Here is a 13,460-nt window from a genome sequence, read left to right as displayed (position 1 = left end):
CCCCTCCCCCATGCGCTTCGCTTATGGGGGAGGAGCGCTCGTCGCTGCTCTGCTCCTGATGGCCTTCGCCGAACCGGCGGCGGCGCCCGACCAGCCCTTGCCCGATCCGGCGCAGGAGGCGCGGGCGCAGGGGCTGTTCAGGGACATCCGCTGCGTGGTCTGCCAGCACGAGTCCATCGCCGATTCCCCGGCCGGGATCGCCGCCGACATGCGCCGTCTGGTGCGTGACGAGGTGGCGGCGGGGCGCACGGATGAGCAGATCGAGGCCGGTCTGGTGCGGCGCTATGGCGACTATGTGCTGTTCCGGCCGCCGTTCAACGCCGGGACGGTGCTGCTGTGGCTGGGGCCGTTTCTGGTGGTCCTGATTGCGGGGGGCGTGCTGCTGACCACCCTGCGCCGCCGCCCGGCGGAGGCCGCGCCCCTGACGCCGACGGAGGAAGCCGCGCTGGCGAAACGCCTGGCGGAGCGCCCGGATTTGGACGCATCCTCGCCCCATGATCATCCCTGATCTGTATGAACCGTAACTGGTTCGCCTTGGCGCGCCGCGTCATAGGGTTATATCAAGGGGCACGGGGCCGCCTTTCGGTCCCGCCCGAAACGACACAAGGACGACGATGCTGAAGCGTAAGGAATTCATTCTGGGCGCCGCGGTCGGACTGACCTTCGCCGCCGCCGCGACCGCCGGCGGGATCATCGACTGGCCCGCGGCCGGCGCGCAGGAGCAGCGGGCCGAGATGCGCGGGGGCCTGGTCCCCGCCTCGACCGCCGGCGCCGTGCTGTTCCAGCCGCCCCCGGGCGCGCCCAATTCCTTCGCCGACATCATCGACCAGGTCTCGCCCGCCGTGGTGCAGATCGACGTGACCACGCGGGTGCCGCGTCCCAGCATGCGCGGCTTCCCGAACATTCCGGGCCTGCCGTTCCCGTTCTCCGTGCCGCAGCAGCCGCAAGGCGAGGACGGCGAAGAGCCGATGATGGAGGGCGCCGGCTCCGGCTCGGGCTTCTTCATCTCGGCGGACGGCTTCATCGTCACCAACAACCACGTGGTCGCCAACGCGTCCGAAATCACGGTGCGTCTGACCGATGACCGGGAGCTGACGGCCAGGATCGTGGGCCGTGACGCGGAAACCGATCTGGCGGTGCTGAAGGTGGATGGCGGGCCGTTCCCGTTCGTGGAGTTCGAAACCTCGGCCCAGCCCCGTGTGGGCGACTGGGTCGTGGCCCTGGGCAATCCCTTCGGCCTCGGCGGCTCGGCCACGGCGGGCATCGTCTCGGCGCGTGGTCGGGATATCGGCGAGCAGTACGTGGACTACATCCAGATCGATGCGCCCATCAACCGGGGCAACTCGGGCGGCCCGACCTTCGACATCTATGGCCGGGTGATCGGGGTGAACACCGCGATCTTCTCGCCCACCGGCGTGTCCGTGGGCATCGGCTTCGCCATCCCCGCCGACACGGCGCAGCGCGTGACCCAGCAACTGATGCAGGATGGAAGCATCCAGCGCGGCTACCTCGGTGTCGAGATCGGCACCCTCACCGACGACTATCGCGAGGCACTTGGTCTGGCCGACGACGTCCAGGGCGCTTACGTCAACAGCACCACGCCGGGCGGACCGGCGGAGCAGGGCGGCGTTCAGGCGGGCGACATCGTCGTGGAGCTGAATGGCCAACCGGTCCGCAACAACACAGACCTCACACGTCGTGTCGGTCAGGCCGCGCCGGGCGATACCCTGCGTCTCACCGTTCTGCGCGAAGGAGGGCGCGTCCAGCTCAGCGTGCGTTCCGGCGTTCGCCCGTCTGCAGACGAGCTGAATGCTCAAGCTGGTGACGCTGGCGGCGCGCCGCGTCCCGGACAGGCCGAAGCGCCGGCGGGGACCACCATCGAAGGTCTGACGGTCGCGCCCATGACCGCCGCCTTGCGCGAACGTCACTCCATTGCTTCGGGCGTGAATGGTCTGGTGATCACGGGCGTCACCTCTGGCAGTACGGCGGCCACACGTGGGTTCGCTCCCGGCATGGTCATCATCCAGGCAGACGGCCGCGCAATCTCCACCGCCGCTGAATTCCGTCAGGCGGTGCAGCGGGTTCGTGAGTCCGGGCGTCCGGGCGTTCTGCTTCTGGTGCGGACACCCAACGGCAATCGCCCGGTGGTTCTCGAACTGGACGGCGACGAGGAATAGGGTCGCCGGACGCCTGATCGGGATCGGTGGATCGCTTCGTGATTTCACTGATCCCGTGAATCAGGTTCTGGCGTTATGCTGGCGATTCTGGAGACGGGGCTGATGCGCATACTGGTGGTCGAGGACGATGCGGAGGCCGCGGGCGCATGGTGCGCGGCCTGTCCGAGGCGGGGCACGAGGTGACCCACGCGGTGGACGGGGCCTATGGCCTCATGGAGGCCCAGAAGGGCGGCTTCGACGTCTATGTGGTGGACCGCATGATGCCGCGCCTTGACGGGGTCGGCATGGTTGAGACCCTGCGCAAGGACGGGGACCAGACGCCGGTCCTGTTCCTGTCGGCGCTGGGCGAGGTGGAGGACAGGGTCACGGGCCTCAAGGCCGGGGCCGACGACTATCTGGTCAAGCCCTACGCCTTCGCCGAGCTGATCGCGCGGGTCGAGGCCCTGTCGCGCCGCCGCGAGACCGGCGGGGTGCAGACGGTGCTGAAGGTCGGCGATCTGGAGATGAACCTGATCGCCCGCACGGTGCACCGGGGCGAAACCGAGATCGACCTCCAGCCGCGCGAGTTCCAGCTGCTGGAATTCCTGATGCGCCACGCCGGCCAGTCGGTGACCCGCACCATGCTGCTGGAGAAGGTGTGGGAGTACCACTTCGACCCCCAGACCAACGTCATCGACGTCCACATCAGCCGCCTGCGCGCCAAGATCGACAAGGGCTTCGACAAGGCCATGCTGCAGACGGTGCGAGGCGCGGGTTACCGGCTGGAGGCCTAGGGCCTCATGACGTTGCCCTCGCTCTTCCGGCGCACGCCCTTCCGGCTGACGCTGATGTTCGTGGCCCTGTTCGCCGCGGCCGCCAGCGCGGTGCTGGCCTATGTCTATGTGGCTTCGGCCTCCGAGGCGCGGGCGCGGGCCGAGGCCGACGTGCGGCGCGAGGTGGGGGTGCTGACCGCCATCTATCGGGAGCGGGGGCTGAACCCCCTGAACCAGGCGCTGGTGGAGCGCATCCTGAGGGGCGGACCCTATCTCTACATCCTGCTGGACGCCGAGGGCGAGCCGGTCACCCGCAGCCTGAACATCACCCCGGTGGAGCCGCGCCCGGACGACCCGCCCGAGCGGTGGGAGGCGTTCCGCTTCACCGACACCGACGAGACGGGGCGCATCATCCGGCGGCAGGCCCTGGGCGTCATGGTGCGGCTGCAGGGCGGCGAGCTGCTGTTCGTGGCCGAGGACATCGGCGACACCGAAGCCTATCTGGACCGCCTGACCCAGGCCCTGTGGGGGGCCATGCTGCTGGTGGTGGTGCTGGGCCTGAGCGGAGGCCTGTTGATCAGCCGCAATCTGGAACGCTCCATGAGCCGGTTCAACACGGTGGTGGCGGCGGTGAAGGGCGGCGACCTGAAGGCGCGGGCCGAGGTGCGCGGCTCGGGCGACGAACTGGATGAGCTGGGCGCGGGCCTGAACGGCATGCTGGACCGGCTGGAGACGTCCATGGCCTCGATCCGTCACGCCGGGGACGCCATCGCCCACGACCTGCGCAGCCCGCTGACCCGCATGCGGGCCAAGCTGGAGGTGGCCCTGATCGATGCGGAGGCCGGGCGCATCGACGCCAATGACGCCCTGCAGATGGCGCTGGCCGAGGCCGACGAGCTGCTGAAGACCTTCAACACCGTGCTGGCCATCGCCCGGCTGCAGGCGTCCAGGGAGCCGCAGACCGAGGTGTTCGACGCCGCCGACCTGGCGGCCGACATGGCCGAACTGTATGAGCCCGCCGCCGAGGACAAGGGGCTGGAGTTCGACTCCGAGATTCACAAGGGCCTGATGATCCGCGCCAACCGGCCGTTCCTCGCCCAGGCCCTGGCCAACCTGATCGACAACGCCATCAAATACACCCCGCCCGGCGGGGCGGTGATGCTGCGTGCGCGCCGGCGCTCCAGCGGTCAGGTGGAGTTCTCGGTCACCGACACCGGTCCGGGCGTGCCCGATGCGGACCGCGCGCGGGTGCTGGACCGCTTCGTGCGGCTGGAGAACAGCCGCACCGAGCCGGGTTCGGGCCTGGGCCTGTCGCTGGTGGCGGCGGTGGCGGAGGCGCACCGGGGGCGCATCTATCTGGATGAGGGCCCGGGGGTGGTGGACGACACGGGCCCGGGGCTGCGCGTGGCCCTGGTCCTGCCGCCGGCCGAATGACCGGCCTGGCCGGACAGCTGAAGCCCTGCGGGCCCGTGCTGGACTCCGAACTGGCCGCGCGCACCCGTGAACCCGTCGAGGCCGCCGCGCGCGAGGGCGGCTGGCTGGAGACTCTGGACACCGCCTGGCCCGCATTGGAGCCGGTGTTCGCCGCCGCCCCCTATCTGGCCGGGCTGGCGCGGCGGGGGCCGGAGCGCCTGCGCGCGATCCTGGAGACGACGCCGGACGACCGCCTCGCCGCCATCGTCGGGCAGACCGACGCCCTGACCGGCGGCGCCGACGACCTGCGCGCGCCCCTGCGCGGGCTGAAGGCGGACCTGCACCTGCTGACCGCCCTGTGCGATCTGGGCGGGGTGTGGGACCTGGACCGGGTCACCGGCGCCCTGACCGCCTTCGCCGACGCCGCCACCCGCGCCGCCCTGCGCGCCGTGGCCCATGACGCCCGCCAGCGGGGCAGGCTGGTCAGCGCCGCCGATGATCCGCGCGGACCCGTCCCCGGCCTGTTCGCCCTGGCCATGGGCAAACACGGGGCGGGCGAGCTGAACTATTCCAGCGACATCGACATCTCGTTCTTCCATGAGCCCGATCTGGTGGATGGCGCGCTGGCGCCCGGGGTGGAGGCCCAGCCTTTCGTCGACCGCCTGGCCCAGGGCGTGGCCGCCCTGCTGTCGGAGCGCACGGGCGACGGCTATGTGTTCCGGGTCGATCTGCGGCTGCGGCCGGATCCGTCATCGACCCCGCCGGTGGTCCCGGCCCCGGCGGCCATGGCCTACTATGAATCCGTGGGCCAGAACTGGGAGCGGGCGGCCTTCATCAAGGCGCGGCCGGTGTGCGGCGATCTGACGACGGGGCAGGGATTCCTGACCGAGCTGGCGCCCTTCATCTGGCGGCGGAGCCTCGACTATCACGCCATCGCCGACATTCATTCCATCAAGCGCCAGATCCACGCCTTCAAGACCGGCGAGGGCCTCCACGCGGCGGGGGCCAATCTGAAGCTGGGCCGGGGCGGCATCCGCGAGATCGAGTTCTACGTCCAGACCCAGCAGCTGATCCTGGGCGGCCGCGACCCCGCGCTGCGCGCGCCGCGCACGCTGGAGGCGCTGGCCGCCCTGACCCGGGCGGGCCACGTGGACGAGGCGGTGCGCGCCGAGCTTGCCGCCGCCTACGACCGCCTGCGCGGGCTGGAGCACCGCATCCAGATGCTGGCGGACGAACAGACCCACACCCTGCCGGAGCCCGCCGCGCGCCGCGCCGCGGTGGCCGCGCTGTCGGGCGAGGCGGATCTGGCGGCGTTCGACGCGGGCGTGGAGACCCTGTTGCAGGGGGTGAACCGACGCTATGGGGAGCTGTTCTCGGACGAGGAAGACCTGTCCTCCCCTTGGGGCAGTCTGGTGTTCACCGGGGTGGAGAACGATCCGGAGACCCTGAAGACGCTGGAGCGCATGGGCTTCTCCAGCCCTGAGGGCGTGGCCGAGACCATCCGCAGCTGGCACCACGGCCGCATCGGCGCCACCCGCACCTCGCGCGGGCGGGAGCTGTTCACCCGTCTGGCGCCGCGCCTGCTGACCGCTCTTGCCGAGACCGGCGCGCCGGACGCCGCCTTCGCCCGGTTCTCGACCTTCTTCGCCGGACTGTCGGCGGGGGCGCAGATCCAGTCGCTGTTTCTGGCCCAGCCGGAGCTGTTCGCCCTGATCGTGCGGGTCATGGCCTTCGCCCCGCGTCTGGCCCGGACCCTGGCCCGCTATCCCGCCGCCCTGGACAGCATGCTGGACGCGCGCTTCCTGGCGCCGCTGGACCAGGACTCGGGGGTGCTTGACCAACTGGTGGCCGAGGCGGTGGGCGAGAGCGATTTCGAGGAGGCCATGAACGCGGTGCGGCGCATCCACCGCGACCAGATCTTCCGCATCGGCATCCAGACCCTGACCGGCCGGGCCGACGCCGACAGCGCGGGCCATGCCTACGCCGATCTGGCGGACGTCTCGATCCGCGCCCTGTCCACCGCCGCGCTCAAGGCAGTGACGCGGCAGGGTGGGGCGTTCGCCGGCCGCATCGCCGTGGTGGCGCTGGGCAAGGCCGGATCTCGCGAGATGACCGCCGGATCCGACGTGGACATGATGACGGTCTATGAGGCCGACGACGCGGCCGGCATGTCGGAAAGGAAGGGCTGGAGCGCCGACACCTTCTACGGCCGCTTCACCCAGCGCCTGATCGCGGCCCTGTCGGCCCATACGGCGGAGGGCGCGCTCTATGAAGTGGACATGCGTCTGCGACCCTCGGGCCGGGCGGGGCCGGTGTCGGTCAGCTTCCCGGCGTTGGAAGACTATTACGCCGGGGAGGCCGAGACCTGGGAATTCCTGGCCCTGACCCGCGCGCGGGTGGTGTGGTCCAGCGACCCGGCATTCGGGGAGCGGGTGGCGGGCGCCATCCAGACGGCCCTGCGACAGCCGCGCGACCCGGAACAGGTGACCCGCGACGTGCGCGACATGCGCGCCCTGATGGACCGGGAGCGGCCCGGCGGCGGGCTGTGGGAGCTGAAGCTGGCGCCCGGCGGCCAGGTGGACTGCGAGTTCGCGGCCCAGCACAGCCAGCTTCTGGGGGCCGCGCGGGGCGAGCCCCTGACCGTCTCGACGGTGGAGGCCCTGACCGCGCCGGGGCTGGACCCCGTGTTCGGCCAGGCCTGGAGCCTGCAGCAGTCCATCGCCCAGGTGATCCGTTGCGCCTTCGAGGGCGATCCCGATCCCGAGGCTGAACCCGCCGAGTTCCGCGAGCGGCTGGCGGGGGTGGCGGGGTTCGACAGTTTCGACGCGCTGAAGGTCGAACTGACGGCCCGGCGGGGCGGGGCGCGGACCGCGCTCGAAGCCCTTCTGGGGCCGCTGAACCCGCCCGCGACGGAATCCTGACGCCCGTTCGTTGAACCTTTCGACAGGGACGGACAATGCCGCCTTTCAAGGGCGGATCAGGAGAACGAACCCATGAAAAAGATGATTGTGCTGGGCGGCGTCGCCGCCCTGGCCCTGAGCGGGGCCGCGATCGCGCAGACCAGCGACGGACAGCGTGGCGGACGCATGGACCCCAATGCGCGGGTCAGCCAGGCCGAGTTCGTGGACCAGCGGGTCGCCCGCCTGACCGCCATGGACGCCAATGGCGACGGGGTGGTCTCGCGTGAGGAAATGCAGGCGCAGCGTCAGGCCCGCATGGGCGAGCGGCGCGACGGCATGTTCGAGCGCATGGATGCGGACGGCGACGGCTCCGTCACCCGCGCTGAATATGACGCCGCCCACGCGCAACGCTCGGAACAGCGCGCCGAGCGCCGGGGCGCGCGCGGCGAGGCCGGGCATCGACGCGGCGGACGCGGCCATGGCGGCGGCCATGGAATGGGCATGCGGCTTGACCGCGACGGTCAGGGCGTGAACATCGAGCAGGCCCGTCAGCGCGCGACCGAGCAGTTCGCCCGCATGGACGCGGACGGCGACGGTTTCGTCACCGGCGCCGAAATGCGCGCGCACCACGAGGCGCGTCGTGCTGAACGTCAGGCCCGCCGGGCCGAACGCCGCGCCCCGGCGGCGGATTAAGGGTGATGTCGGGACAGACCGGATCGGTCCGGTCGGCCCGCCCGCAAGGAAACGGAGCGAGCCGGCTTGGCGACACGGGTGGTCGATCCCGACGAAGATCTGGTGAGCCGCGTGGGTCAGGGCGACCCCGCGGCGATCCAGGCCATGGTCGCGCGCAAGCTGCCGCGCATGCTGGCGCTGGCGCAACGCATGTTGAACGACCCGTCCGAGGCCGAGGACGTGGCGCAGGAGACGATGCTGAAGGCGTGGCGCCAGGCGCCACGCTGGACGCCGGGCAAGGCGCGGTTCGACACCTGGCTGCACCGGGTGGCGCTGAACCTCTGCTACGACCGGCTGCGCCGGCGGCGCGAGGTGTTGACGGATACGATGCCGGACCGGGCCGATCCCGGGCCGTCGCCGGATCAGGGATTGCAGACGGCGGAGCTGGGCGCGCGGGTGGACGCGGCGCTGGCGGCCCTGCCGGAACGACAGCGCGAGGCCATCGTGCTGTGCCACTATCAGGAGCTGGGCAATATCGAGGCTGCGGCCCTGATGGACATCAGCGTCGAGGCGCTGGAAAGTCTTCTGTCTCGTGGTCGGCGCGCTCTTCGGGCGTCGCTGGCCGAGACGGCGCGAAATGAAGGTGTGCTGAAATGAACGCGCAACGTTTTCAGGATCTGGCCGAGGCCTACGGCGCCGATGTGCGCCGCTGGCCCGAGGCCGAGCGTGACGCCGCGCGCGCCTTCATGGAGGCCGACACTCACGGCGCCGAAAGGCTGCTGTTCGAGGCGCGCCAGATGGACCTTGCCCTGGACGCCGCCCCCCGCCCCATGGTCAGCCACGCCCTGCGCGAGCAAGTGATCGCCCTGGCGGCCGCCGCGGGGCTGAAGCCGCGCGCGCGGTTCGCCTTCCGCCGTTTGGCCTGGGCTTCGGGCGCCGGATGGGCCGCCGCCTCCGTGGCGGGGGTCCTGGTGGGCCTCAACCTGTCCCAGCCCGCCGTCACGCGGGCCGAGGCGGACGCCGTGCTTTATCAGTCCCAGCTTCTGGCGCTGGATGACACCGAGGTGCTGGGATGAGCAATCGCGCCTGATGATCGCCCTGGCGGTCTCTCTGGCCCTGAACCTGTTCGCCGTGGCGGCGGGGGTGACGGCCTGGGTCAGCCGCGAGGCCGCCGAGGATCGGGTCGAGGAGGTCCGCTCCAGCCGCGAGCGCATGCCCCTGATGGCGGTCATCGACACCATCGATCCGGATCGCCGCGGCCCGGTGCGCGCGGAGCTGCGCGCCGCGGCCCTGTCGGCCAAGCCGGACTTTCAGGAAGCCCGCGAGGCGCGCCGCCAGGCCATCGCCCTGACCGAGAGTGAGGATTTCGATCCGGCGGCGGTCAGCGCGCTGCTGGAGCAGTCCCGCGCCTCGGAACTGCGCGGCCGTGCGCGGCTGGAGGTGGAGGCGGTCCGAATCCTGTCCGAGCTCTCGCCCGAGGATCGCGCCCGCATGTCCACCCTGCTGAGGCGTCATAACCGCCATCGGTCTCGCGACGGCGACAACAGGACCGAGCCGACGCCGGCGCCCGCGCCCGCCGAGTGATTCCGATCACCGGGCGGGACGCCTAGACCCGCCCTCTCAACACGGCCCAGGTGAGCCGCAGGCGCTTGAGCGGCTCGGGCGCGGCATGGTCGATCAGGGCGGCGTGGGCGACCGCCGGGAAGGCGGCTGGGGGCAGGGCCTTCAACGCCGCATTCGCCGTTTTGCGCAGGGCCCGGGCTTCGTCCGCGCGGCCGGTCTGGGCCAGGGCGCGCATGCGGCCTGCGGGGGTGACGGCGGCCTCATGGCCCGGTCCGGCGAGCATGTGCGCCGCCGTCTGCATGGGGCCCACATAGAAGGCGTCCAGGTCGTGGGGTTCTTCGTGGACACGGCCGATGTGCGCGGTGATCAGGGCATCCAAGGGCGCGCGGTCCAGGCCGTGGCGGGTGACGGCGGCGGACAGGGCCTCCAGCACCGGGTGGCCCTTGCGGGGCGCGCCCGCGAAGACGCCGTCCATCTGATCCGCCCACCAGGTGAAGCGCATCTCGGCCAGCAGGGGCTGGGTGACCTTCGACGGAATGACCATCAGCTCGGCCTCGAAGGCGTAGAGCGCGATCAGGTCGGCGCGCAGGCCCGCGTCGGCCACGAAGCGGCTGGACAGCCAGCGGTCAGGGTCCGCCGCGCGCACCTGACCGTCCAGCAGGTCGCCACGGTCCGTCATGACGCGGTCAGGGCTTGGAGGCCATGCCCAGCTTGATCGGCGTGGCCTCTTCGTCCGGCTCGTCGCCGCGCTTGGCCCCCCAGAGCAGGATCAGGGGGGCGGCGATGTAGATGGAGGAATAGGTGCCGATGATGACGCCGAAGATCATGGCCCAGGCGAAGTCGGCCAGCACCGCCCCGCCCAGCAGGGCGATGGCCAGCAGGCCGAGGATGGTGGTCAGGCCGGTCATGATGGTCCGCGACAGGGTTTCGTTGAGCGACAGGTCGATCACGTCGCCCAGCGGCATCTTCTTGTACTTGCGCAGGTTCTCACGCAGGCGGTCGCACACCACCACGGTGTCGTTCATGGAATAGCCGATGATGGTCAGGACGGCGGCCACGCTGACGAGGGTGAACTCCATGCCCGTGATGGCGAACAGGCCGAAGGTCAGGATCACGTCGTGCAGCAGGCCGATCAGGCGCCCACGCCGAAGGTCCACTGGAAGCGGAACCAGATGTAGGCCAGCATCATCAGCATGGCGACGCCCAGGGCCATGACGCCGTTGGTCAGCAGCTCCCGGGACACGGCGCCGCTCACGGCCTCGGTGCGGGTCACCTCAATGGTGGACTGGACGTCTGTCAGCGCCGCCTGGACGGCGCGCAGCGCCTCGCCGGGATCTCCCTCGGGCGTCTGGAAGCGGATGAGGGCGTCGCTCGGCGAGCCAAACCCCTGAACGGAGACGTCGCGCAGATCCAGCGCGTTCAGACCGTCGCGGATGCCGGCGATGTCCGCGGCTTCGGGCGCGGCGGTGATTTCGACCACCAGACCGCCAGAGAAGTCCACGCCGCAGTTCAGACCGCCGCAGGGCGGGGTCAGGGGCCACAGGGTGAAGAAGACCGAAGCGATCACCGCGATCACGGACAGGCCGCCCATGATCGGCGCGAACTTGACGAACTTCAGGTTCGTCTTGTCGGGGAGCAGCTTGATGAAAGGCCAGAATTTCATGGATCCGCTCACGCGATAGGAAGTTTCTTGGCGCGGGTCGCCCGCAACCACAGGGCCACGCCGATCTGGGACACCAGCACGGCGGTGAAGACCGAGGTGAAGACGCCGATCGACAGGGTCCAGGCGAAGCCCCGCACGGGCCCCGCGCCGAACTGGAACATGATCAGGGCCGCGCCCAGGGTGGTGATGTTGGCGTCAAGGATGGTGGACATGGCGCGGCTGAAGCCGGCGTCCGCGGCGGCGATGGCCGACCGTCCGGCGCGCGCCTCCTCCCGCATGCGTTCATAGATCAGCACATTGGCGTCCACCGCCATGGCCAGCGTCAGGATCAGGCCGGCGATGCCCGGCAGGGTCAGGGTCGCCCCCGTCAGGGACATGGCGGCGATGATCATCATGCCGTTGATCAGCATGGCGATGACGCTGATGCCGCCGAACACAAAGCCGTAGGCCACGATCATGAACAGCACCACCAGCACGAAGCCCACGAGGGTGGCCTTCATGCCCGCGTCGACCGCATCGGCGCCGAGGCTCGCGGTGACGGTCCGTCGCTCCTCGACTGACAGGGGCGCCGGCAGGGCGCCGCCGTTCAGCAGGTTCACAAGCTCGGACGCCTCGGAGATGGTGAACTGGCCGGTGATCTGGCCCGAGCCGGTGGTGATGGGGCTGATGATGTTCGGCGCCGAGATCACCTGGCCGTCCAGGATGATGGCGAAGCGGCGGCCCACGTTCTGGCTGGTGGCCTCGCCGAAGCGGCGCGCGCCCTGACCGTCGAAGCGGAAGTCGATGGCCGGACGGCCCGACTGGTCCGAGCCGACGCTGGCGCGGGTCAGGTTCTCGCCGGAGACCAGGATGCGGCGCTTGATCAGCAGGGGTGTGCCGAATTCGTCCTGCATCAGCACGGCGTCGGGCGGCACCCGGCCGGCGATGGCTTCCTCGACCGAGTTGTCGTGGTCGACCATCTGGAAGGTCAGCTGGGCCGTCTGGCCGATGACGCGCTCCAGCGCCTCGGGATCACTTTCGCCGGGGGCCTGGACCACGATCCGGTCGGTGCCCTGGCGGGTGATGGACGGCTCGCGGGTGCCCAGGCTGTCGATGCGGCGGCGGACCACCTCGATGGACTGATCCACCGCGGTGGAGCCCATGTTGCTGAGCGCCTGGTCGGTGAAGGCTGCCCGGATGCGGTTGTTGGTCTGGCGCGAAACCGTGACGTCCGAAACGCCCGTGGAGGTGGGCCGGGCCAGATCCTGAAGCGCGGCCAGGGCGGCGTCGAACCGCGCCGGGTCGGTGACCGTGATCAGGAAGCCCCCGTCCTGACGCTCCAGGTTCGAGAAGGCGATGCGTTGCGCATTGAGGATGACGCGCATGTCCTCCACCAGGCCGTTGACGCGAGCGGTGCGGACCTCGTCCACATCCACCTCGAGCATCAGATAGGACCCGCCCTGCAGGTCCAGGCCCAGGTTCAGAACGCCGGAAGGCACGAAGCCGGGCAGGGCCTCGCGCTGGGCCGGGGTCAGAAGGTTCGGGAAGGCGAACAGGGTCGACAGCAACAGCGCCGCCGCGACCACATAGACCTTCCAGCGGGACAGCTGAATCATCGAACGAAAACCCCGGCCTCGTGCTTACAGGCTTATTTCTTGTCGTTGGCGGCGATTTCGGTGCGGTTGCGCACCTCGGCCACCATGGACTTGACCACGCGCACGTTCACGCCCTGGGAGATCTCGACCATGGCCTCGGCGTCCTCGACCCGGGTGACCTTGCCGATCATGCCATTGGACAGCACGACCGTGTCGCCGCGCTTCAGACCGCCGACCATGGCCTGGTGCGCCTTCATGCGCTTCTGCTGCGGACGGATCAGCAGGAACCAGAACAGCACGAAGATCAGGACGAAAGGCAGGAACTGGATCAGGGTGGCGGTCAGGCCCCCTCCGGCGGCGGCGGCCCCGGCGGTGGATGCGTAGGCGGGGGTGGCGAACATGGTGTCTCCCAGGGGTCATGCGCGGGCGTCCGCGACGCCCCGACTGAAATAGGGGCGGAACCTAGGGGCGCCAGACCAGCTTTGCAACGCGACAACAGCGCGCTTGCCGCGCGTGCTATCTGGGCAACAGCGTGGTCGGGTCCACGGCCACCGGCTGGCCGCCGCGCATATGGCGGATTTCGAAGGCGATGGAGGGGCGGCCGTCGCCGGCGGTCAGACCCACCGTGCCGATCTCCTGGCCCTGACGGACCTCGTCGCCGAACGCCACCGTGGCCGATCCCAGGTGGGCGTAGACCGTGCGCCAGCCGTCCCGGTGAATGATGATCACCGCCAGACCCAGGCCGG

The 13,460-nt window shown here is 70.3% G+C and carries 11 protein-coding genes and 3 pseudogenes; 9 read left to right on the top strand and 5 right to left on the bottom strand.

Going from position 1 to position 13,460, the window contains the following annotated elements; genetic code table 11:
* From MBEBAB_RS13325 to MBEBAB_RS13285, 9 genes and pseudogenes are all read left to right on the top strand, one after another.
* The coding region (locus MBEBAB_RS13325; RefSeq protein ID WP_306302037.1) for a cytochrome c-type biogenesis protein at positions 1-508 on the top strand (508 nt) is incomplete at its 5' end.
* A 106-nt stretch (positions 509-614) separates the two neighbouring features.
* Positions 615-2,177, top strand: a complete 1,563-nt coding sequence (locus MBEBAB_RS13320) for a Do family serine endopeptidase (RefSeq protein ID WP_021698514.1) — start codon at positions 615-617, stop codon at positions 2,175-2,177.
* Positions 2,178-2,279: 102 nt separating this feature from the next.
* Positions 2,280-2,950 (top strand): annotated as a pseudogene (locus MBEBAB_RS13315) (response regulator transcription factor).
* A gap of 6 nt (positions 2,951-2,956) precedes the next feature.
* On the top strand, positions 2,957-4,363 hold the full coding sequence (locus MBEBAB_RS13310) for a sensor histidine kinase (RefSeq protein ID WP_021698512.1): 1,407 nt from the start codon (positions 2,957-2,959) through the stop codon (positions 4,361-4,363).
* Entirely contained in the window at positions 4,360-7,263 is a 2,904-nt protein-coding gene (locus MBEBAB_RS13305) for a bifunctional [glutamine synthetase] adenylyltransferase/[glutamine synthetase]-adenylyl-L-tyrosine phosphorylase (protein WP_021698511.1), read from the top strand. The genes MBEBAB_RS13310 and MBEBAB_RS13305 overlap by 4 nt, the downstream gene beginning before the upstream one ends.
* Positions 7,264-7,335: 72 nt before the next feature.
* Positions 7,336-7,935 (top strand): EF-hand domain-containing protein, encoded by a 600-nt coding sequence (locus tag MBEBAB_RS13300; RefSeq protein ID WP_021698510.1) that lies wholly within the window; start codon positions 7,336-7,338, stop codon positions 7,933-7,935.
* A 51-nt stretch (positions 7,936-7,986) separates the two neighbouring features.
* A pseudogene (locus MBEBAB_RS13295) lies at positions 7,987-8,571 on the top strand (RNA polymerase sigma factor); the annotation flags it as partial.
* Positions 8,568-8,990 (top strand): hypothetical protein, encoded by a 423-nt coding sequence (locus MBEBAB_RS13290; RefSeq protein WP_021698508.1) that lies wholly within the window; start codon positions 8,568-8,570, stop codon positions 8,988-8,990. The pseudogene MBEBAB_RS13295 and the gene MBEBAB_RS13290, both read left to right, overlap by 4 nt.
* 13 nt (positions 8,991-9,003) lie before the next feature.
* Complete coding sequence (locus tag MBEBAB_RS13285; RefSeq protein ID WP_021698507.1) at positions 9,004-9,498, top strand: periplasmic heavy metal sensor; 495 nt, start codon at positions 9,004-9,006, stop codon at positions 9,496-9,498.
* A 22-nt stretch (positions 9,499-9,520) separates the two neighbouring features.
* Here the strand turns inward: MBEBAB_RS13285 and MBEBAB_RS13280 are convergent, their stop codons facing one another.
* The 5 genes and pseudogenes from MBEBAB_RS13280 to MBEBAB_RS13260 form a co-directional block, all read right to left on the bottom strand.
* The gene (locus MBEBAB_RS13280) at positions 9,521-10,156 is read right to left on the bottom strand and encodes a squalene/phytoene synthase family protein (protein WP_021698506.1); all 636 of its coding nucleotides are present in this window, start codon (positions 10,154-10,156) and stop codon (positions 9,521-9,523) included.
* A 7-nt stretch (positions 10,157-10,163) separates the two neighbouring features.
* Positions 10,164-11,068: pseudogene (gene secF / locus MBEBAB_RS13275) on the bottom strand (protein translocase subunit SecF).
* Between the two features lie 80 nt (positions 11,069-11,148).
* Entirely contained in the window at positions 11,149-12,735 is a 1,587-nt protein-coding gene (gene secD, locus MBEBAB_RS13270) for a protein translocase subunit SecD (RefSeq protein WP_021698503.1), read from the bottom strand.
* A gap of 32 nt (positions 12,736-12,767) precedes the next feature.
* Positions 12,768-13,115 carry a preprotein translocase subunit YajC gene (gene yajC / locus MBEBAB_RS13265; RefSeq protein ID WP_021698502.1) on the bottom strand — a complete coding sequence of 116 codons (348 nt, stop codon included), beginning with the start codon at positions 13,113-13,115 and terminating at the stop codon, positions 12,768-12,770.
* A 115-nt stretch (positions 13,116-13,230) separates the two neighbouring features.
* The coding region (locus MBEBAB_RS13260) for a murein hydrolase activator EnvC family protein (RefSeq protein WP_045319379.1) at positions 13,231-13,460 on the bottom strand (230 nt) is incomplete at its 5' end.

The sequence above is a fragment of the Brevundimonas abyssalis TAR-001 genome (assembly GCF_000466985.1).
In the GTDB taxonomy this organism is placed as follows: Bacteria; Pseudomonadota; Alphaproteobacteria; order Caulobacterales; family Caulobacteraceae; genus Brevundimonas; species Brevundimonas abyssalis.
Note: the sequence above shows the minus strand (reverse complement) of the source record. Positions and strands in the feature narration are given on the sequence as shown.